General features: G+C 43.0%; 32 protein-coding genes. 30 read left to right on the forward strand and 2 right to left on the reverse strand.

Annotated elements, in window-relative coordinates:
• Positions 1-35: 35 nt before the first annotated feature.
• The 30 genes from rplD (at position 36) to prfA (ending at position 17,421) form a co-directional block, all read left to right on the forward strand.
• Positions 36-668 (forward strand): 50S ribosomal protein L4, encoded by a 633-nt coding sequence (rplD, locus tag FJR06_RS05575; protein ID WP_015079212.1) that lies wholly within the window; start codon positions 36-38, stop codon positions 666-668.
• Positions 661-978 carry a 50S ribosomal protein L23 gene (locus FJR06_RS05580; RefSeq protein ID WP_148762865.1) on the forward strand — a complete coding sequence of 106 codons (318 nt, stop codon included), beginning with the start codon at positions 661-663 and terminating at the stop codon, positions 976-978. Before rplD ends, FJR06_RS05580 begins: the two co-directional genes overlap by 8 nt.
• Before the next feature lie 118 nt (positions 979-1,096).
• The gene (gene rplB / locus FJR06_RS05585; RefSeq protein WP_015079210.1) at positions 1,097-1,960 is read left to right on the forward strand and encodes a 50S ribosomal protein L2; all 864 of its coding nucleotides are present in this window, start codon (positions 1,097-1,099) and stop codon (positions 1,958-1,960) included.
• Positions 1,961-2,034: 74 nt separating this feature from the next.
• Positions 2,035-2,313: a 30S ribosomal protein S19 gene (gene rpsS / locus FJR06_RS05590; RefSeq protein WP_015079209.1), complete on the forward strand. Its 279-nt coding sequence runs from the start codon at positions 2,035-2,037 to the stop codon at positions 2,311-2,313.
• A gap of 102 nt (positions 2,314-2,415) precedes the next feature.
• A complete protein-coding gene (gene rplV, locus FJR06_RS05595; RefSeq protein WP_041458279.1) occupies positions 2,416-2,775 on the forward strand; it encodes a 50S ribosomal protein L22 in 360 nt (119 codons plus the stop codon).
• A 57-nt stretch (positions 2,776-2,832) separates the two neighbouring features.
• A complete protein-coding gene (gene rpsC / locus FJR06_RS05600) occupies positions 2,833-3,612 on the forward strand; it encodes a 30S ribosomal protein S3 (RefSeq protein ID WP_015079207.1) in 780 nt (259 codons plus the stop codon).
• Between the two features lie 73 nt (positions 3,613-3,685).
• The gene (rplP, locus tag FJR06_RS05605; protein ID WP_015079206.1) at positions 3,686-4,111 is read left to right on the forward strand and encodes a 50S ribosomal protein L16; all 426 of its coding nucleotides are present in this window, start codon (positions 3,686-3,688) and stop codon (positions 4,109-4,111) included.
• Between the two features lie 3 nt (positions 4,112-4,114).
• On the forward strand, positions 4,115-4,342 hold the full coding sequence (rpmC, locus tag FJR06_RS05610; RefSeq protein ID WP_015079205.1) for a 50S ribosomal protein L29: 228 nt from the start codon (positions 4,115-4,117) through the stop codon (positions 4,340-4,342).
• A gap of 6 nt (positions 4,343-4,348) precedes the next feature.
• The gene (gene rpsQ, locus FJR06_RS05615; RefSeq protein WP_015079204.1) at positions 4,349-4,597 is read left to right on the forward strand and encodes a 30S ribosomal protein S17; all 249 of its coding nucleotides are present in this window, start codon (positions 4,349-4,351) and stop codon (positions 4,595-4,597) included.
• Positions 4,598-4,645: 48 nt separating this feature from the next.
• Positions 4,646-5,014, forward strand: coding sequence for a 50S ribosomal protein L14 (rplN, locus tag FJR06_RS05620; RefSeq protein WP_015079203.1), 369 nt, complete (start codon positions 4,646-4,648; stop codon positions 5,012-5,014).
• Positions 5,014-5,364 (forward strand): 50S ribosomal protein L24, encoded by a 351-nt coding sequence (rplX, locus tag FJR06_RS05625; RefSeq protein ID WP_015079202.1) that lies wholly within the window; start codon positions 5,014-5,016, stop codon positions 5,362-5,364. Before rplN ends, rplX begins: the two co-directional genes overlap by 1 nt.
• Positions 5,365-5,473: 109 nt before the next feature.
• Positions 5,474-6,022 (forward strand): 50S ribosomal protein L5, encoded by a 549-nt coding sequence (gene rplE, locus FJR06_RS05630; RefSeq protein ID WP_168633950.1) that lies wholly within the window; start codon positions 5,474-5,476, stop codon positions 6,020-6,022.
• A 20-nt stretch (positions 6,023-6,042) separates the two neighbouring features.
• Positions 6,043-6,444, forward strand: a complete 402-nt coding sequence (rpsH, locus tag FJR06_RS05635; RefSeq protein ID WP_015079200.1) for a 30S ribosomal protein S8 — start codon at positions 6,043-6,045, stop codon at positions 6,442-6,444.
• 87 nt (positions 6,445-6,531) lie between these two features.
• Positions 6,532-7,080 (forward strand): 50S ribosomal protein L6, encoded by a 549-nt coding sequence (gene rplF / locus FJR06_RS05640; protein WP_015079199.1) that lies wholly within the window; start codon positions 6,532-6,534, stop codon positions 7,078-7,080.
• A 2-nt stretch (positions 7,081-7,082) separates the two neighbouring features.
• Positions 7,083-7,445 carry a 50S ribosomal protein L18 gene (gene rplR, locus FJR06_RS05645; RefSeq protein WP_015079198.1) on the forward strand — a complete coding sequence of 121 codons (363 nt, stop codon included), beginning with the start codon at positions 7,083-7,085 and terminating at the stop codon, positions 7,443-7,445.
• Positions 7,446-7,528: 83 nt separating this feature from the next.
• Positions 7,529-8,053 (forward strand): 30S ribosomal protein S5, encoded by a 525-nt coding sequence (rpsE, locus tag FJR06_RS05650; protein WP_148762875.1) that lies wholly within the window; start codon positions 7,529-7,531, stop codon positions 8,051-8,053.
• A gap of 64 nt (positions 8,054-8,117) precedes the next feature.
• A complete protein-coding gene (gene rplO, locus FJR06_RS05655; protein ID WP_015079196.1) occupies positions 8,118-8,561 on the forward strand; it encodes a 50S ribosomal protein L15 in 444 nt (147 codons plus the stop codon).
• A 174-nt stretch (positions 8,562-8,735) separates the two neighbouring features.
• On the forward strand, positions 8,736-10,049 hold the full coding sequence (secY, locus tag FJR06_RS05660) for a preprotein translocase subunit SecY (RefSeq protein WP_015079195.1): 1,314 nt from the start codon (positions 8,736-8,738) through the stop codon (positions 10,047-10,049).
• A complete protein-coding gene (locus tag FJR06_RS05665; RefSeq protein ID WP_015079194.1) occupies positions 10,049-10,603 on the forward strand; it encodes an adenylate kinase in 555 nt (184 codons plus the stop codon). The genes secY and FJR06_RS05665 overlap by 1 nt, the downstream gene beginning before the upstream one ends.
• A 424-nt stretch (positions 10,604-11,027) precedes the next feature.
• Entirely contained in the window at positions 11,028-11,252 is a 225-nt protein-coding gene (gene infA / locus FJR06_RS05670; protein WP_006276978.1) for a translation initiation factor IF-1, read from the forward strand.
• 116 nt (positions 11,253-11,368) lie between these two features.
• Positions 11,369-11,482, forward strand: a complete 114-nt coding sequence (gene rpmJ, locus FJR06_RS05675) for a 50S ribosomal protein L36 (RefSeq protein ID WP_015079193.1) — start codon at positions 11,369-11,371, stop codon at positions 11,480-11,482.
• A gap of 106 nt (positions 11,483-11,588) precedes the next feature.
• Positions 11,589-11,969 (forward strand): 30S ribosomal protein S13, encoded by a 381-nt coding sequence (gene rpsM, locus FJR06_RS05680; RefSeq protein WP_015079192.1) that lies wholly within the window; start codon positions 11,589-11,591, stop codon positions 11,967-11,969.
• A 54-nt stretch (positions 11,970-12,023) separates the two neighbouring features.
• On the forward strand, positions 12,024-12,419 hold the full coding sequence (rpsK, locus tag FJR06_RS05685) for a 30S ribosomal protein S11 (protein ID WP_015079191.1): 396 nt from the start codon (positions 12,024-12,026) through the stop codon (positions 12,417-12,419).
• A gap of 206 nt (positions 12,420-12,625) precedes the next feature.
• The gene (locus FJR06_RS05690) at positions 12,626-13,570 is read left to right on the forward strand and encodes a DNA-directed RNA polymerase subunit alpha (protein WP_015079190.1); all 945 of its coding nucleotides are present in this window, start codon (positions 12,626-12,628) and stop codon (positions 13,568-13,570) included.
• A gap of 35 nt (positions 13,571-13,605) precedes the next feature.
• Positions 13,606-13,956 carry a 50S ribosomal protein L17 gene (rplQ, locus tag FJR06_RS05695; RefSeq protein ID WP_168633949.1) on the forward strand — a complete coding sequence of 117 codons (351 nt, stop codon included), beginning with the start codon at positions 13,606-13,608 and terminating at the stop codon, positions 13,954-13,956.
• A 78-nt stretch (positions 13,957-14,034) separates the two neighbouring features.
• Positions 14,035-14,868, forward strand: coding sequence for a tRNA pseudouridine(38-40) synthase TruA (truA, locus tag FJR06_RS05700; RefSeq protein ID WP_168651029.1), 834 nt, complete (start codon positions 14,035-14,037; stop codon positions 14,866-14,868).
• A 92-nt stretch (positions 14,869-14,960) separates the two neighbouring features.
• Entirely contained in the window at positions 14,961-15,413 is a 453-nt protein-coding gene (gene rplM, locus FJR06_RS05705) for a 50S ribosomal protein L13 (protein ID WP_015079187.1), read from the forward strand.
• On the forward strand, positions 15,413-15,829 hold the full coding sequence (rpsI, locus tag FJR06_RS05710; protein WP_015079186.1) for a 30S ribosomal protein S9: 417 nt from the start codon (positions 15,413-15,415) through the stop codon (positions 15,827-15,829). Before rplM ends, rpsI begins: the two co-directional genes overlap by 1 nt.
• A 115-nt stretch (positions 15,830-15,944) precedes the next feature.
• Positions 15,945-16,199 (forward strand): 50S ribosomal protein L31, encoded by a 255-nt coding sequence (rpmE, locus tag FJR06_RS05715; protein ID WP_148762885.1) that lies wholly within the window; start codon positions 15,945-15,947, stop codon positions 16,197-16,199.
• Between the two features lie 121 nt (positions 16,200-16,320).
• A complete protein-coding gene (gene prfA / locus FJR06_RS05720) occupies positions 16,321-17,421 on the forward strand; it encodes a peptide chain release factor 1 (RefSeq protein ID WP_015079184.1) in 1,101 nt (366 codons plus the stop codon).
• Positions 17,422-17,535: 114 nt separating this feature from the next.
• Here prfA and FJR06_RS05725 read toward each other — a convergent pair whose 3' ends face one another.
• A complete protein-coding gene (locus FJR06_RS05725) occupies positions 17,536-18,036 on the reverse strand; it encodes a 2TM domain-containing protein (protein WP_015079183.1) in 501 nt (166 codons plus the stop codon).
• 282 nt (positions 18,037-18,318) lie between these two features.
• Positions 18,319-19,218 (reverse strand): M48 family metallopeptidase, encoded by a 900-nt coding sequence (locus FJR06_RS05730; RefSeq protein ID WP_015079182.1) that lies wholly within the window; start codon positions 19,216-19,218, stop codon positions 18,319-18,321.
• Positions 19,219-19,569 lie beyond the last annotated feature (351 nt).

The following is a 19,569-nucleotide window of genomic DNA, read 5'->3' on the forward strand; positions in this document are numbered from 1 at the left end:
CAACTGACAACTGACAACTGACAAAGGACACAAAGATGGTAGAGAGTGTAATTAAAAATTGGCAAGGAGAGCAAGTCGGAGAGACAAGCTTCGACCTCCGGGTTGCCAAAGAAACAACAGCGGCGCATATCGTACACCGCGCCCTAGTCAGACAAATGACCAATTCTCGCCAGGGAACTGTCAGCACTAAAACTCGTGCAGAAGTTCGTGGTGGTGGTCGTAAACCTTGGCGGCAAAAAGGCACAGGTCGCGCCCGTGCTGGTTCTATCCGTTCACCATTATGGCGTGGTGGTGGTGTGATCTTTGGACCAAAACCCAGAGATTTCGACCTAAAAATGAACCGTAAAGAACGCCGTTTGGCATTGCGGACAGCATTTGTTGGCCGTGCTGAAGATCTAATAGTTGTTGAAGAATTTAGCAACGAGTTACAGCGTCCTAAAACCAAGGATCTCGTAGCAGCATTAGCTAGATGGGGTGCAACATCAGAACAAAAGACACTGTTGATTTTGTCTGAAATAGCAGAAAACGTGCTTTTATCAGCCCGTAACATCGAAAACTTAAAACTGATTCCCGCCGACCAGTTAAACGTTTACGACTTGCTCCACGCTGACAAAATTATCGTCACATCATCAACCCTAGATAAGATCCAGGAGGTCTACAGTGCCTAAAGTAGTTGCCACCCGTGATCTACCGGATTTAGTGCGTCGCCCCATTCTCACCGAAAAAGCGACCATGCTCATGGAACAAAACAAATACGTATTTGAAGTCATTCCTAAAGCCACTAAGCCACAAATTAGAGCCGCCATTGAAGACCTATTTGCAGTTAAGGTCGTCAAAGTCAATACCGCTAACCCTCCACGCAAACAAAAACGCGTAGGTAGATTTATTGGTTATAAACCCCAATACAAGCGAGCTATTGTCACCGTTGCTCCTGGGGACGAAGAAAAAATCAGAAAAGTTCTCTTCCCAGAAGTTTAAGAATTTTAGATTAGAGATTTGCAATTGGGCTAATGAATAATTGCCAAAAAACAATTAAAAATCGAAAATCGAAATCAAAAAAATTCTGAATTAAAAATTCAAAACTCCAAAATCACTTATGGGTACTCGTTCTTATCGCCCTTATACCTCCAGTACTCGCCAAGTTATCATCTCCGATTTTGCCGAAATTACGAAAACTGAGCCAGAAAAATCATTAACTGAATCAGTTCATCGTCCTAAAGGTCGGAACAATCAAGGGCGGATAACCAGCCGTCGTCGGGGTGGCGGACACAAACAACTATACCGCATTATCGACTTTAAGCGAGATAAGCGGAATATGTCCGCTACAGTTACAGCCATTGAATACGATCCTAACCGCAATGCGCGGATCGCTTTAGTGTTGTATGAAGATGGCGAAAAACGCTACATCTTGCAAACAAATGGCATGACTGTAGGCACAAAGATAATTGCTGGACCTGAGTCTCCTATCGAAGATGGTAATGCCTTACCTCTATCGAATATGCCCTTGGGTACTAGTGTTCACAACGTCGAAATGACACCAGGTAAAGGTGGTCAAATCGTGCGGGCTGCTGGTGCAGTAGCTCAAGTTGTCGCTAAAGAAGGCAACTATGTAACCTTAAAGTTACCTTCAGGTGAAGTCCGCTTGATTCGGCGTGATTGCTACGCCACCATTGGACAAGTCGGTAATACAGATGCCAGAAACCTCAGTGCTGGTAAAGCTGGACGAAATCGCTGGAAAGGCCGTCGTCCCAAGGTGAGAGGTAGTGCCATGAACCCAGTGGATCACCCACATGGTGGTGGTGAAGGTAGAGCGCCTATCGGTAGAGCCGGTCCTGTCACACCTTGGGGTAAACCTACTTTAGGGGCTAAGACACGGAATCGCAAGAAAGCCAGCACTAAATTGATTATCCGTCGTCGCCGCAAATCATCTAAACGTGGTCGTGGTGGTCGTCAGTCCTAACATCAAATTTGACAATTGACAATTAAGCATTATCAATTATCAATTGACAATAATCCCAAATCAAAAATTGAACTATGGGTCGTTCTTTAAAAAAAGGTCCTTTTGTTGCTGACCATCTGCTCAAGAAAATTGAGAAGTTAAACGCAAAAGATGAAAAACAAGTGGTTAAAACTTGGTCGAGAGCTTCGACAATTTTGCCCTTGATGGTAGGTCATACTATCGCTGTTCACAATGGACGGCAGCACATTCCCGTATTTGTCAATGAACAGATGGTCGGTCATAAGTTAGGAGAATTTGCTCCTACCCGTACCTACAGAGGTCATGGTAAAAGTGACAAAAAATCAGGGAGATAGATCAATTAAAAATTAAAAATTAAAAATTAAAAATTAAAACATGAGAACTTTTAATTTTTAATTCTAAATTTTTAATTGACAAACATAGAGTAAGTTATGAAAATGGCAACTGACACTACTGAAGTTAAGGCAATCGCCCGCTATATACGCATTTCTCCCTATAAAGTGCGCCGTGTACTTGATCAAATTCGCGGCCGTTCATACAGAGAAGCACTAATCCTGCTGGAATTTATGCCCTATGGCGCTTGTGACCCCATCTTAAAGGTTCTCAGAAGTGCCGCAGCTAATGCCGAGCATAATGCTGGTTTAGACAGATCCAGTTTGGTGATCAGTCAAGCCTATGCCGACCAAGGACCAGTGCTAAAACGGTTTCAACCCAGAGCGCAAGGTCGAGCTTACCAAATTCGCAAACCAACGTGTCATATCACTGTTGCTGTTTCCGCGGTTGCTACTGCTGAGTAAACAGCCATACAGGCACAAGAAAATTGCGTACAGTAAGAAATTTTAGAGGAAGCTTTTGTGGGACAGAAAATTCATCCAGTCGGCTTTCGACTGGGTATAACTCAAGAACACCAATCCCGTTGGTTTGCAGAACCTGACCGTTATCCAGAACTTCTCCAAGAAGACTACAAACTCCGTCAATACATTGAGCAAAAACTAGGTAGATACGCTCAAAATAACGCTGGTATTTCCGAAGTGAGAATTGAGCGCAAAGCTGATCAAATTGACCTAGAAGTCCGCACAGCTAGACCAGGTGTGGTTGTAGGTCGTGGTGGTCAAGGTATTGAATCATTACGGTTAGGACTGCAAGGAGCCTTGGGTGGTAATCGCCAAATTCGCATTAACGTTGTTGAAGTCCAACGAGTTGATGCTGATGCTTACCTGATTGCTGAATACATTGCTCAACAATTAGAACGTCGGGTTTCCTTCCGCCGAGTTGTGCGTCAAGCAATTCAACGCGCTCAAAGAGCAGGTGTCCAAGGAATCAAAGTTCAAGTCGGTGGTCGGCTCAACGGTGCAGAAATTGCCCGCTCAGAGTGGACTCGTGAAGGTAGAGTTCCTCTCCACACCTTACGCGCTGATATTGACTATTCTGGCTGCACAGCTAAGACAGTTTACGGAATTCTCGGAATTAAAGTTTGGGTCTTTAAAGGCGAAATTATTCCTGGACAGGAACAAGCTCCCGCTCAACCAGCTAAAGACCGTGAACGTGGAGATCGTGACCGTGAACGCGAACCCCGTCGCCGACAACAACAACGTCGTCGTCAACAGTTTGAAGACCGCTCCAATGAAGCCTAGTCAATGCTCATAGTCAGTGGTAAAAAAACTGACAACTGACAACTGACAACTGACAACCGACAACTGACAAATCATGTTAAGTCCTAGAAGAACTAAATTCCGCAAACAACAACGCGGACGCATGGAAGGTCTTGCCAGCCGAGGCAGTACCCTCAACTTTGGGGACTTTGGACTCCAAGCCCAAGAACCATCTTGGATTACCTCACGGCAAATCGAGGCTTCCCGTCGGGCAATGACTCGGTATATTCGCCGGGGTGGCAAAATCTGGATTCGGATTTTCCCTGACAAACCAATCACCATGCGTCCTGCTGAAACCCGGATGGGTTCTGGTAAAGGTAACCCAGAGTTTTGGGTAGCCGTAGTCAAACCAGGCCGGATCATGTTTGAAATTGGCGGCGTTACTGAAGAAATTGCCCGCGAAGCTATGCGATTAGCTGACAGTAAGTTACCAATTAAGACCAAGTTTATTACCCGCTCTCAACCACAGGAGCAGGAGTAGTTTATGCCTCTTCCCAAGATTTCAGAAGCTAGAGAATTAAATGACGAACGGTTGGCTGAAGAAATTGTCGCTGTGAAAAGACAACTATTCCAGTTGCGCTTACAAAAAGCCACTAGACAATTAGAAAAGCCTCACCAGTTCAAACACGCACGCCATCGGCTCTCCCAATTACTGACAGTAGAAGGAGAACGGAAACGGGCAGCGAGTCTTTCAGATCAAGAACAAAAGTAGGAGATTATGGCAGTCAAAGAACGAGTTGGCTTGGTAGTGAGCGATAAAATGCAAAAAACTGTGGTAGTAGCCATAGAAAACCGCGCTCCTCACCCCAAGTACGGCAAAATCGTAGTTCAAACCCGCCGCTATAAAGTTCACGACGAAGAGAATACTTGCAAAATAGGCGACCGGGTGCGGATTCAGGAAACTAGACCCCTGAGCAAAACCAAGCGTTGGCAAGTCAAAGAAATCCTGAACATTAAAGCTACTTAGTAAACAGTTGTACCATCAGCTACAACGACCCTAGAAGAGAGACCAGTTGTGATTCAACCCCAATCTTATCTGAATGTCGCAGATAATAGCGGTGCTAAAAAACTAATGTGCATCCGCGTATTAGGTGCAGGTAACCGCCGTTATGGTGGCGTAGGCGATAGAATTATCGCTGTTGTCAAAGAGTCTTCACCCAACATGGCTGTAAAAAAGTCAGATGTTGTAGAAGCAGTAATTGTGCGTACTCGTAAAGCTATTAGTCGTGACAGTGGCATGGCTATCCGTTTTGACGATAACGCCGCAGTGATTATCAATAAAGAAGGTAATCCTAGAGGTACAAGGGTATTTGGTCCGGTAGCTCGTGAACTGCGCGACAAAAACTTTACTAAAATTGTTTCTCTGGCTCCGGAGGTGCTGTAATGGCAAAGCGCCCACAACCCAAAGTTTTTCATAAAATGCACGTCAAAACCGGTGATACTGTGCAAGTCATCGCTGGCAAAGATAAGGGTAAAGTTGGGGAAGTGATTAAAGCACTACCACAATTGAGCAAAGTCCTTGTCAAAGGTGTCAACTTTAAAACCAAGCACGTGAAACCTCAACAAGAAGGTGAATCAGGGCAAATAGTCACCCAGGAGTACCCCATTCATAGCTCCAATGTGATGCTCTATTCCACCAAGCAAAACGTCGCTAGTCGCGTTTGCTACACTTTCACCGCCGAAGGCAAGAAAGTGAGAATGCTCAAAAAAACAGGTGAAATTCTCACCAATTAAAAATTAAGAATTAAAAATTAAAAAGTTCGCAATTTTAATTTTTAATTTGGCATTTTTAATTGGAGGAAAGCGACCCTGACCAAGCCCAGGGGATATAAGGACAAACACTATGGCGAAAACACGACTTAAAACCGTATATCAAGAGACAATTACTCCCAAATTGATTACTCAGTTTGAATACACCAACGTGCATCAAGTGCCTAAGGTGATTAAGATAACTATCAACAGAGGTTTGGGAGAATCTGCTCAAAACGCTAAATCACTAGAGGCATCTATCAGCGAAATTGCCCTGATTACTGGACAAAAACCTGTGGTAACACGGGCAAAGAAAGCGATCGCCGGCTTTAAAATTCGTCAAGGTATGCCTGTAGGGATTATGGTGACACTAAGAGGCGAACGGATGTACGCTTTCTTAGATCGTCTGATTAACCTGACACTACCCAGAATCAGAGACTTTCGCGGTGTCAGCCCCAAAAGCTTTGACGGCCGTGGCAACTACACTCTAGGTGTGCGGGAACAGCTAATTTTTCCAGAAGTGGAATATGACAGAATCGATCAAGTCCGGGGTTTAGATATTTCTATCATCACCACGGCAAAAACCGACGAAGAGGGCCGCGCCTTACTTAAGGAAATGGGAATGCCCTTTCGCGATCAATAAGTTCATCTAAAGAGGGAACGATGGCGGCTAACGACACAATTGCAGATATGCTGACGCGCATCCGCAATGCCAATATGGCAAGGCATCAAACTACGCAAGTACCAGCTACAAAGATGACTCGTAATATTGCCAAGGTACTGCGAGAAGAAGGCTTCATTGCGGAAGTTGAAGAAGCAGGAGAAGGAATTAAGCGGAACCTAGTTATTTCCCTGAAATACAAAGGTAAAAATCGCCAACCCCTAATCACTGCCCTAAAACGAGTGAGTAAACCAGGTTTGCGTGTTTACTCCAATAGAAAAGAATTACCAAGAGTGCTAGGCGGTATCGGTATTGCCATTATTTCTACATCCAGTGGGATTATGACTGACCGCGAAGCACGCCGCCAAAATCTAGGCGGTGAAGTGCTTTGCCACGTTTGGTAGTCGTCATTGGTCATTGGTCATTGGTCAGTGGCAAAACAACCAACAACTGACAACTGACAAAAAACAACTGACAAAGAACAAAAAATCATGTCTCGTATTGGTAAACGTCCAATTACCATTCCCGCCAAAGTGCAAGTGGCGATTGATGGTGTCAAAGTAGTAGTGAAAGGTCCTAAAGGCGAACTTTCCCGTCAACTACCTAAAAATGTCATAGTCTCCCAAGAAGGAGAAACATTGATAGTTACTCGTCGGGATGAAACCCGTACCTCCAGACAAATGCACGGTTTGAGCCGCACCCTAGTGGCCAACATGGTGGAGGGAGTATCCCAGGGTTTTCAACGTCGCTTGGAAATCCAAGGGGTTGGTTATCGCGCCCAACTTCAAGGCAGTAACCTAGTTTTAAATATGGGTTATAGCCATCAAGTCCAAATTGAACCTCCAGCAGGAATTCAATTTGCGGTAGAAGGGACAACTAATGTCATAGTCAGCGGTTATGACAAAGAAATTGTCGGCAACACAGCAGCTAAAATTCGTGCCGTTCGTCCACCTGAACCCTACAAAGGTAAAGGTATTCGCTATGCAGGTGAAGTGGTCAGACGCAAAGCTGGTAAGACTGGTAAGGGTGGTAAGAAGTAAATATGAAACTTACACGCAAAGAATCAAAACAACGTCGTCATCGGCGCGTTCGTAGCAAAGTCAACGGTTCCCCAGAACGTCCACGTTTGTCCATATTCCGATCCAATGAGCATATTTATGCTCAATTGATTGATGATGCCAAGCAGGAAACTATAGTAGCGGCATCAACCGTAGAACCAGAATTGAAATCTAGCATCGCTTCCGGTGCCAACTGTGACGCATCAGTGCAAGTTGGTAAACTGGTAGCTGTCCGCGCCCTAGAAAAAGGCATCACTAAAGTCGTTTTTGACCGTGGTGGCAACCTCTATCATGGTCGCGTCAAAGCCTTAGCCGAGGCGGCACGCGAGGCTGGTTTAGATTTCTAAGTCCGTCAGTAGTCAATAGTCAGTAGCAACTGACAACTGACAACTGACAACTGACAACTGACAACTAAAAGAGAGCATTGATTATGGTAACCGGTCGTCGTAAAGCAAGCCGTACAAAAAAAGAAGAAACCACCTGGCAAGAGCGAGTTATCCAAATCCGCCGGGTGAGTAAAGTCGTCAAAGGTGGTAAAAAACTCAGCTTCCGTGCCATTGTCGTCGTCGGTAATGAACGTGGACAAGTTGGAGTCGGAGTTGGTAAGGCATCAGATGTAATTGGTGCAGTTAAAAAAGGTGTCGCTGATGGTAAAAAACATCTAATTGACATCCCAATCACCAAATCCAATTCTATTCCTCACCCCATTGATGGTGTTGGTGGCGGTGCTAAAGTCATGATGCGCCCAGCCGCACCAGGTACAGGGGTAATTGCCGGGGGTGCTGTACGGACTGTATTAGAGTTAGCAGGAATACGTAATATTCTCGCTAAACAACTAGGTTCAAACAACCCTTTGAACAACGCCAGAGCAGCAGTCAACGCTCTATCTACCCTGCGAACATTAAGTGAAGTTGCTGAAGATCGCGGTATCGCCATTGAGAAACTCTATATTTAGTCAGTCTTTGTATCAGATTCTCAATCTAAAATCCAAAATCTAAAATCTAAAATCACAAACCAAAATGAGACTTAATGATGTTAAGCCCCAAAAAGGCTCTAAAAAACGCCGTAAGCGTGTAGGTAGAGGTATTTCTGCTGGACAAGGTGCTAGTGCTGGTTTAGGGATGCGTGGTCAAAAATCCCGTTCTGGTAGTGGGACAAGACCAGGTTTTGAAGGTGGTCAACAGCCATTGTACCGCCGGATACCTAAACTCAAGGGTTTCCCCCTGATGAACCGGAGAATCTACACTACGATTAATGTAGAGAAATTAAATGATTTACCTGCTAACTCAGAGGTAACATTGGAATCCTTAAAAGCAGCGGGGATCTTAACCACTGTTAAAGGCCAATTGAAAATTTTGGGGAATGGGGAATTGAATGTTCCTCTTCAGGTAAAAGCTGCTGCTTTCACAGGCCAAGCTCGAATCAAAATCGAGGCTGCTGGTGGAAGTTGTGAAGCTGCGTAAAAGTCTGAACTATGATTTTTATGATTAAGATGATTTATATGATTAGGATGATGAATGTGATTAGGATAATCATCTTCATCAAATAAATCACAAAAATCACAGTTCAGACGGCTTAATCATCTTCATCATCATGAATCACGTAAATCATAGTTAGGACTTCAAAGGTAAAACTCTATGATCAGTCGAGACAAAGCCCCAACAGCTCAAGAAACTTTTATGCAGATGGCGCAAGCAGCCGGACTGAGAGGTAGGCTGCTTGTCACTGTCGGTATTTTAATTTTGGTTCGCCTGGGTATCTTTTTGCCTGTCCCAGGAATTGATAGACCTAAGTTTGCTGAAGCTATATCGGGCAACAATTCCATCTTTGGTTTATTGGATATATTCTCTGGGCGGGGACTCTCTACTTTAGGTGTCTTTGCTTTAGGGATTTTGCCCTTTATTAATGCGTCCATTATTATCCAATTACTCACTTCTGCTCTGCCATCTTTAGAAAATCTCCAGAAAAATGAAGGCGAAGCAGGTCGGCGGAAAATATCACAAATTACCCGCTATGTGACTGTAATTTGGGCAATTATTCAAAGTGTGGCTTTTTCGGCATTATTTCTCCAACAATTTGCCAAAACACCAGGTCCGATATTCGTAGCAGAAACGGCGATCGCTCTCACTGCTGGTTCAATGTTCGTCATGTGGGCATCTGAACTGATTACAGAACGGGGTATTGGTAATGGGGCATCTTTGTTGATTTTTGTCAACATTGTGGCATCTTTACCCAAGTCTCTCGGCGATACCATTGACTTGGTACAAGTTGGTGGACGGGAAATAGTCGGGCGCGTCATCGTTCTTGTAGTGGTTTTTATGTTCACAATCGTGGGTATTGTGTTCGTACAAGAAGGAATGCGCCGCATCCCCATTATTTCTGCCCGTCGTCAAGTAGGTAGAAGAGTTTTAGCAGAACAGCGGAGTTATTTACCCCTACGTCTCAACTCTGGTGGGGTAATGCCGATTATTTTCGCAGCCGCAATCCTGAGTTTGCCACTTTTAGTCGCCAATTTCACTAAGAATCCCGAATTAGCAAACATTGTTAATACCTATTTAAGTCCAGGTGGTTCTGCACCTTGGGTATATGCTCTCGTTTACTTAACTTCCATTGTTTTCTTCAGCTATTTCTATTCTTCGTTGATTCTCAACCCAGTAGATGTGGCTCAGAATTTGAAAAAAATGGGTTCTAGTATTCCCGGTATTCGTCCCGGAAAAGCTACTAGTGAGTATATTGAACGGGTGACAAACCGACTTACTTTTTTAGGAGCTATCTTTCTAGGTTTAGTGGCAATTATTCCCACGGCCGTAGAAAGTGCCTTAAAAGTTCCCACCTTTAAAGGACTGGGGGCAACATCTTTGTTAATTTTAGTCGGTGTGGCAATTGATACGGCTAAACAAATCCAAACTTACGTCATCTCTCAGCGTTATGAAGGAATGGTGAAACAATAGTGACGCGATTAATCTTCTTGGGACCACCGGGTGCTGGTAAAGGAACTCAAGCTCAAACCTTGGCTGCATTTTTGCAGATTCCCCATATTTCTACAGGTGACATTTTACGTCAAGCTATTCAAGAGAAAACAACTTTGGGAATGCAAGCCCAAAGTTTCATGGATAAAGGCGAATTAGTCCCCGACAAATTAGTAGAAGATATGGTGAAAGAACGCCTGCAACAATCAGATACTAAAACAGGTTGGATTTTGGACGGCTTTCCTCGTAAAGTTACACAGGCAGAGTTTCTAGCAGAATTACTGAAAAGTCTAGGACAGGGTGGTGAAAAGGTAGTTAATCTGGATGCACCAGATGAAACTGTCATTACTCGGCTACTAGGACGCGGACGAAAAGATGATACTGAAGAAGTGATTCGTCGGCGCTTAGAAGTTTACCGCGATGAAACTGCACCCTTAATTAACTATTTTACAGATCGCCAAAAACTCCTCACAGTCAACGGTAATCAGTCCCAAGAAGAAGTTTTTACTGATTTGAAAAATATCATAGCTGCTTAAAGAAACTCAGGGGCAGCGGTCTATGTCGGCAGAGAGAAAAAATTTTTCCATTGCCTTATTACCTCGCCCCTATCTTCCAAGCCAGGCGCGAGTCAAATCTTGTTCTTCTCACAAGTGATAAAATTTGACTGATAGGTGTAACACAAATTAAATGCACCAAAAGCAGCCAATCAAAAAAGTTAAAAATTATCTTCAAAAGTCCCTAGGGCATAGGGCTTTAAAGCTCAGTTAATGTCCTCGTAGAGGAGTCGCTGAGAAACCCATACTCACCTGTTCGCGCAAGCGTGCCCCAAGGCATAAGGGAGTGTGTGGAGTATGTCACCTAAGATGTATTAATAACTGTTGATATATTTCTCCAATTATGCTCTTTATGCCCATAAAAGTGTACAAGGACAATAGGAGATTGTTGAGTTGAGGAAAAAACTTGTCTAAGCAAGATTTAATTGAAATGGAAGGGACTGTCACCGAATCGTTGCCTAATGCAATGTTTCGTGTTGACTTAGATAACGGCTTTAATGTCCTGGCACACATTTCTGGGAAAATTCGCCGTAATTACATCAAGATTTTACCTGGCGATCGCGTCAAAGTTGAATTAACACCCTACGACTTAACCAAAGGTAGAATCACCTATCGCCTGCGGAAGAAATAAAATCAATAACAGAGAATCTTACCATACATAAATCAACTGGTCTTTTTCTAGTTACATAACTGAAATATTTCTTCTAGAAATGCTATAATTTACTATTTGGAGTCAATTTTAAAGGCATGAAAGTCAGAGCCTCAGTTAAGAAAATTTGTGAAAAGTGCAGCGTGATCAAGCGTCGTGGTCGCGTGATGGTGATTTGTGAAAATCCCAAACACAAACAACGCCAAGGATAGAAACTATCTATCAAAGCAAAGTTAAACCCGCGACCATGAAATGGCTAAAGCCACAAAATCGCACTTTGCTAACTGCAACTACGAAAACAATAGGGAGAGATTCATTGTGGCACGGATTTCCGGCGTAGACCTTCCCCGCGATAAGCGTGTAGAAATTGGTCTAACATACATTTACGGAATTGGCTTAACTAGATCACATCAAATTCTCGCAGCTACTGGCGTAAATCCAGATATCCGCGTAAAAGACCTATCTGATGCTGATGTAGCTGCCCTCAGAGGAGAAATCGAAAGCAACTATCAGGTTGAAGGAGATTTACGTCGTCTAGAAGGACTAAATATTAAACGTTTAGTTGACATTGGCTGTTACAGAGGGCGTAGACACCGCATGGGCTTACCAGTGCGTGGACAAAGAACCCGTACCAACGCTAGAACCAGACGCGGTAGAAGACAGACAGTGGCTGGTAAGAAGAAAGCCCCTGGCAAATAACTTTTCTAAACTTGCTGCAATTAGCAAGTTGTACCTTAAATTCACTAAAGAAATATGGCCAGACAACCAACGAAAAAATCCGGGAGCAAAAAGCAGAAACGGAACGTACCCAATGGGGTTGCCTACATTCAGTCTACCTTCAACAATAGCATTGTCACGATTACCGATCAAAATGGAGATGTTATCTCCTGGGCAAGTGCTGGTTCTAGTGGATTTAAAGGGGCAAAAAAGGGAACTCCCTTTGCTGCACAAACCGCTGCTGAAAGCGCAGCTAGACGAGCCACAGACCAAGGAATGCGGCAAATCGAAGTCATGGTGAGTGGTCCCGGTGCAGGTAGAGAAACCGCTATTCGGGCGCTTCAAGGTGCAGGATTGGAAATTACACTCATTCGAGATATTACCCCAATTCCCCACAACGGTTGCCGTCCACCCAAGCGCCGTCGAGTTTAAACAGAACCTATTGGGTAATCAAGCCAAAAGCTAGAACCCTTGGGAAATCATCAACAATGCCCTCTGTGGCTGGTAATTTTGAACTATTTTCCCCAAGCGAATACTTGTTGAATTTAGACGCGTGGGGTAAATAAGTTCGCTTTCAAGAAAATTTGAGAAGCAATTAATTTGTCTTCTAGCAGCACCTTAACAAGGGAGGCTACTCCGTGGCTCAGTTTCAAATTGAATGTGTAGAGTCTAATGCTGAGGAAAGTCGGAGCTATTACAGTAAGTTCGTTCTAGAACCCCTAGAGCGCAGTCAAGGGACAACTGTTGGTAACGCGTTGCGGCGGGTTTTACTTTCTAACTTAGAAGGGACATCAGTAACAGCGGTGAGAATTGCTGGTGTTAGCCATGAGTTTGCGACAGTTCCAGGGGTAAGAGAAGACGTACTAGAAATCCTCATGCGAATGAAGGATGTCATTCTCAAGAGTTATTCTTCTCAACCCCAAATTGGTCGCTTACTCGTGAACGGCCCAGCAACAGTTACTGTAGCGCATTTCGACTTACCTAGTGAAGTAGAAGTGATTGACCCGACCCAGTATATCGCCACCATTGCTGAAGGTGGAAAACTGGAAATGGAATTTCGGATTGAGAAAGGCAAAGGCTACAGGACTGTAGAACGAGGCAGAGAAGAAGCCACATCTTTGGATTTTCTCCAAATTGACTCAGTGTTTATGCCCGTACGGAAAGTCAACTATAGTGTTGAAGAAACCCGTGACGATGGTTCTTTGAAAGACCGACTACTGTTGGAAGTATGGACTAATGGTAGTATTTCTCCTCAAGAAGCACTATCATCTGCCGCTGGAATTTTGGTAGATTTATTCAACCCATTGAAAGATATCTCCTTAGAACCAACGGATACAGGTTCAGATATCCCAGATGATCCCACCGCGCAAATTCCGATTGAAGAATTACAGTTATCTGTCAGAGCTTATAACTGTCTCAAACGCGCTCAAGTAAATTCCGTAGCCGACTTATTGGATTACACCCAAGAAGACCTTTTAGAAATCAAAAACTTTGGTCAAAAGTCAGCAGAAGAAGTAGTGGAAGCTTTACAGCGTCGCTTAGGTATTACTTTACCTCAAGAAAGAAGCTCTAAGCCTAGCTAAATCAAAACCATTAATAATTCACTCTTTGCATTATTATGCGCCATCGTTGCCGAGTCAAAAAACTTAGTAAACCAGCGGATCAACGTAAAGCTCTTCTCAGAGCCTTGACAACAGAGTTGGTACGTCATGGTCGAATTACTACAACTTTAATCAGAGCTAAAGTTGTTCGTAGTGAAGTAGATAAAATGATTACCCTAGCTAAAGATGGATCTTTAGCATCACGTCGCAAGGCGTTAGGTTATATCTACGACACAGCCCTGGTTCATGCACTATTCGAGCAAGCCCCAACTCGGTATGCTGGCCGTCAAGGTGGTTATACTCGCATTCTGCATACCGTCCCCCGTCGCGGTGATCATGCTGAAATGGCGATTATTGAACTAGTTTAAAGTTATTAGTCATTAGTCATTGGTCAGTAGCAAATAAAAAACAACTGACAACTGACAACTGACGACTGACAAACAACTATGTTAGAAAGCAGCCAGCATAATTCTACTCAGCGAGTAGCCTTGGTTATTCAGTACATAGGTACTCATTTTCACGGCTGGCAAAGACAAAAAGGACAGCGCACTGTCCAGGAAGAGATAGAAACAGCTATAGCCACTGTTCTAGGGTATCATGTGACACTCCACGGAGCAGGTAGAACTGATTCTGGAGTCCATGCTGCCGCTCAAGTAGCCCATTTTCAAGCTACAGGTTCAATTCCTGCTCACAGGTGGGCAAAGGTTCTCAATAGCTATTTGCCCCCAGGGATATTGATCAGGGCATCAGCAGGTGTAAGTGAAAGTTGGCACGCTCGTTTTAGCGCAGTTTACCGACGATATCGCTACACTATCTACACTGAAAATTTACCGAATTTATTCGCGCAACCTTTCAGTTGGCATTATTATTATGCCCCCTTGGATGCAGACTTAATTACATCTGCCCTGAAACCGCTACTGGGAAAACACCATTTATCTGCTTTTGAACGGGCTGGGTCAGCGCGATCGCATTCCTGGGTAGAAGTGCAAGCAGTAGAATGCCGTCGTAGTGGAGCATTTATCCATATTGAAATTCAGGCTAATGGATTTTTATATGGCATGGTGCGGCTATTAATCGGAATGGTAGTACAAGTAGGTTCTCGTCAGCGGACTCTAGATGACTTCACCGACATCTGGCAACAAGAACGCCGGGAAGAAGTGAAATATTCTGCACCTGCTCACGGGTTATGCTTGTTGAGAGTCGGTTATCCCGATTTTCCCTTTCCGCCAAAAATTTGGTATGACACCCAACCATACCTAGTCATGGGTCATGACAATTGACAACTAACAACTGACAATTGACAACTAACAACTGACAATTGACAACTGACAACTGACAACTGACAACTGAAAACTGACAACTGACAAAAAAAATGACTAAAACCTACCTTCCCCCTCAAGCATCTATTGAGCGCGATTGGTACTTAGTAGACGCTACAGATAAACGTCTGGGTCGTCTTGCTACCGAAGTTGCAATGATCCTCAGAGGCAAAAAGAAACCTGAATTTACACCCCATATGGATACAGGGGATTTTGTCATTATTATCAATGCTGAGAAAGTGGCAGTTACAGGTAAAAAGCGCACCCAAAAAGTTTACCGTCGTCATTCCGGCCGTCCTGGTGGGATGAAAACAGAAACTTTCGCTAAGTTGCAACAGCGCTTACCCGAAAGAATCCTTGAACACGCTATTAAAGGTATGTTACCTAAAAATAGTTTGGGTAAGCAATTATTTACCAAGCTGAAAGTGTATGCAGGCCCAACTCATCCTCATGCAGCACAACTACCCAAAGAAATCACAATTAGTACAATTCCTGGAGAAAATTAATGCAAGTAGCAGAAACTACTAGCGGTCGTGCCGTTTACTGGGGTACTGGTCGCCGTAAATGTTCAGTTGCTAGTGTCCGTCTAGTTCCCGGTGAAGGGAAAATGACTGTTAATGGCAAAGATGGAGATTTGTATTTCCAATTCAATCCCAACTACTTAGGAGCTATTAAAGCACCTTTGGAAACCTTGGGATTAGAAAGCGAATACGACATTTTGGTGAAAGCCGAAGGTGGTGGCTTAACTGGACAGGCTGATTCTATTCGTCTAGGAGTTGCCCGCGCTTTGTGTCAACTTGACCCAGATAACCGTTCACCGCTGAAAACTGAAGGCTATTTAACTCGTGACCCACGAGCTAAAGAACGGAAGAAATACGGTTTGCACAAAGCCCGCAAAGCACCTCAATACTCCAAACGTTAAGATAGGAGTCAGGAGTCAGGAGTCAGGAGTTCAGAAGGAAAAACTTTTACCCAGTCCCCAGTCCCCAATCCCCAATCCCCAGTCACAATTTATATAGATTCGCAACAAAAAAACAATGGCTAAACCTGATATTCATCCCAAATGGTATCCAGATGCTAAAGTCTACTGTAATGGTCAAGTAGTTATGACCATTGGTGCTACCAAACCCGAATTACACGTAGATGTTTGGTCTGGAAATCACCCCTTTTACACTGGTACTCAGAAAATGATTGATACTGAAGGCCGTGTAGAACGCTTCCTCCGTAAATATGGTATGTCCAGCACTCAAACTGAAACTGAAACTCAAACTGGCGACGATAATCAAAAGTAGCTGGTTGGCTGTAACTATTGATAGCATGGCGGAAGCCATAGACGACCCTGCATAGTGCTGGGTCGCTTGTCATTTAATGCAGTAGCCCACTTGTTATTTTTTAGGAGCTTATGTAGTCATCATGGCAGAAATATATTTACTGGATAAACTTAAATCTGTTGAACAAACATTTAATGAATTAACACGCCGTTTAGCCGATCCTGATACCGCTAGTAATCCTGATGAGTATCAAAAAATTGCCAAGTCTCGTTCTTCCTTGGAAGAGGTAGTTGATACCTATGAAACTTGGAAAACAACCCAAGATGAATTAGTAGGAGCGCGTCAGATCCTCAAAGAGTCAAATAGCGATCTAGAGTTGCAACAAATGGCAGCATTAGAAGTCAGCGAACTAGAGGAAAAGCTGGAATATCTGGAAAATCGCTTAAAAGTGTTGCTGATACCCCGTGACCCCAACGATGACAAAAACATTATGTTGGAAATTCGCGCTGGTACTGGTGGTGATGAAGCTAGTATCTGGGCAGGGGATTTACTGCGGATGTATTCTCGCTATTCTGATGTCCAAGGTTGGAAGGTGAAGCTGGTCAGCGAATCTTCGGGTGAAATGGGCGGGTATAAGGAAGTAATTCTAGAAATTCAAGGTGATAGTGTTTACAGTAAACTGAAGTTTGAATCTGGTGTACATCGTGTACAGCGCGTACCAGCAACGGAATCTGGGGGAAGGGTTCACACTTCTACTGCTACTATAGCAATTATGCCAGAAGTGGATGAGGTGGAAATCCATATTGACCCGAAAGATATTGAAATGAGTACGGCGCGTTCTGGTGGTGCGGGTGGACAAAACGTGAACAAGGTGGAAACAGCCGCTGATTTGTTCCACAAACCGACTGGGATTCGGATTTTCTGTACGGAAGAACGGAGTCAGTTACAGAATAAGGAACGGGCGATGCAAATTCTCCGGGCTAAGTTGTATGAGTTGAAATTGCGAGAACAACAGGATGCTGTGACTTCCATGCGGCGCTTACAAGTGGGTACAGGTTCTCGTTCTGAAAAAATTCGCACTTACAATTATAAAGATAGCCGGGTGACTGACCATCGTTTAGGTCAAAATTTTACCCTTAACCCTATTTTGGAAGGTGATATAGAGACGGTAATTCAATCTTGTATATCGCAAGATCAACAAGAACGGTTAGCAGAATTAGCCGCTTCTGGTTCTAGTAGCTAATTTACCTCATAAATATCTTAGAAAACCGCTTGTTGTTATTTTTTGCACCCACAGGCGGTTTTCTGATGAGCATAGAAAATAGACGATATTGAGTTTTTTAACTGTATCTAAAGTTTAAGGACTAAATACCTTAAACCATCTATTTAGAACTGTATTGATTGTTTGTTTAATTTGATGGTTGCGATTCCATCTTTGAAAGGCGATTTCGTAATCTTCACCTTGGGTTTGAAAAGTATTCCAAATATCTAAGGATATGGCTAATCCGCAACCTAGTAAGATATAAAGTGACCAAGAAAGACCGCCACTAATGGCATCCATTGCTAGGAAAAAAATATTAATAATTGCGTAATTTCCTAACCGTTTCTTAAATTTACTTTGACGATAAAGATTAAAAGTTTTACGTTGTTCAACTTCGCTTTGTTTGACTAACCAATCTCGTTCCGCTTGTTGCAATGTATCAGGTGATATTTGTAACTCTGTGGCAATTTCCACTATCTGCTGATAAGAAAATTCTTGATCATTATCGTCTACTTGACGGGCGATCGCTAATTGCAGAATTTGCTGGACATCATCTTGACTGTAGGAACGCAGGCTGTCAGAGTTAAATGCTGTCATAATTGTTACTCAAATAATAGTTTTAATAGAGAACCACGCTACCATCAGCAATATTTACACCATTTCTAGGTTAGCAAATTTAAACCAATCTGGTGTTCAATTAGTTATGGTTGGGAAAAAGATATATAGCCCTTATTAGATGAGGCAAGGGCGCAGGGGCTGCGCTCCTACGGGTTTTCAAGCAGCATTATTATGAAAACTTTTTTATTCATCTCCTGTGGAATCTAATTTAGCCACGCATAAGAGATTATTCAAGGCAATCGTTAATCATACATATATCCATTACCAAGAAGTCAAAAAATTCCATCCTTCTTTTTCGTCTCCTTCCTCTTCTCCTTTTGAAGTGTTGACATTTTCTCCTTGAAGTACATGATTGTATTCTCCTGAATCAACCCATTTTAATAATTCCCCTGTCCGCATAACTAACCAAGAAAGATTAGAATCTGAATAACTTAATATTTTCGTAACTTGATCTAAACTATCAACACTATTAGCAGCAAATTCGCGGGATTGAACGAGGAAATCTTCGATCACATGAGGAGTTAAATACTCTTCTGGCAAACCTGCAAGTTTCATCAGTGCGGTAGTTGCCACATCAATATCCTGACAAGCTAATAAACCAGCCCGGTCAGCAGTGAACTTTGCCATCATTACCCAATTATATAACGCTAATTCTACACCACTAGCTATCAATCCTCCTAACCCTAATGTGGTACTGCTTAACCACATTTTCAATGCTGGCATCACAATTGATATTTGATGATAAATTATATGCTGACTTTTAATGCGAGCAATTTCATATCCAAAAATAAACAGTAATTCATCATAATTTAACCATTCCATTGCTTCAATATTGATACCAATAATAGGTTTTTCTACGCCAATAATATAGGTTCTAATATGTCCTGTCCCTCGAAATAAATACAATTCAGGAATAGTTGTCACATCAAGAATTTGGCAAGCTTCTAATAATGGTTGATACAATTGGGGAAAATTTCGCGGTGTGACTCTGATTTCACTAGCAATACTTTGTAATCTCAGTAAACGATCAATACCATATTCGTTGACTTTTTTGAGCAAAGGAGAGATACCGGGCATACTTTGTAAAGAAGCTAAGGCTTTTTTATCGAAGGGGTGTTCGTAGGCTGTTGAACTAAGTCCAGTTAATATTTTTTTGGTCATGGGTAGTAATTTTAATTAAATCGGTTGATTCGATAGATTCGATAGATTTTATAAAAAAGATAAAATCCAGGGAATAAATTCCCTGTCTCATAGCTAAAGTCGGTTAAAACCGACTATTTTTTCTTTATTTATGCTATTGAGAACATGAAATTTGATTTTTAGTTATAGGACTTTCGCAAAACAGAATCAAATTGTAGGTAATAACCTGCGGGAAGCAAGCTACATGAATTACCCTTAGAGGATGTTTGAAAAGTTTTGAATGTATGGACTGACTGACCCCTCTCCAAACCTCTCCCCTGCAAGGGGAGAGGCTTTAAAACCCCCATTCCCTTGCAGGGAAGGGGGGTAGGG

This window comes from Dolichospermum sp. UHCC 0352, assembly GCF_009711925.1.
GTDB classification, from domain to species: Bacteria; Cyanobacteriota; Cyanobacteriia; order Cyanobacteriales; family Nostocaceae; genus Dolichospermum; species Dolichospermum lemmermannii.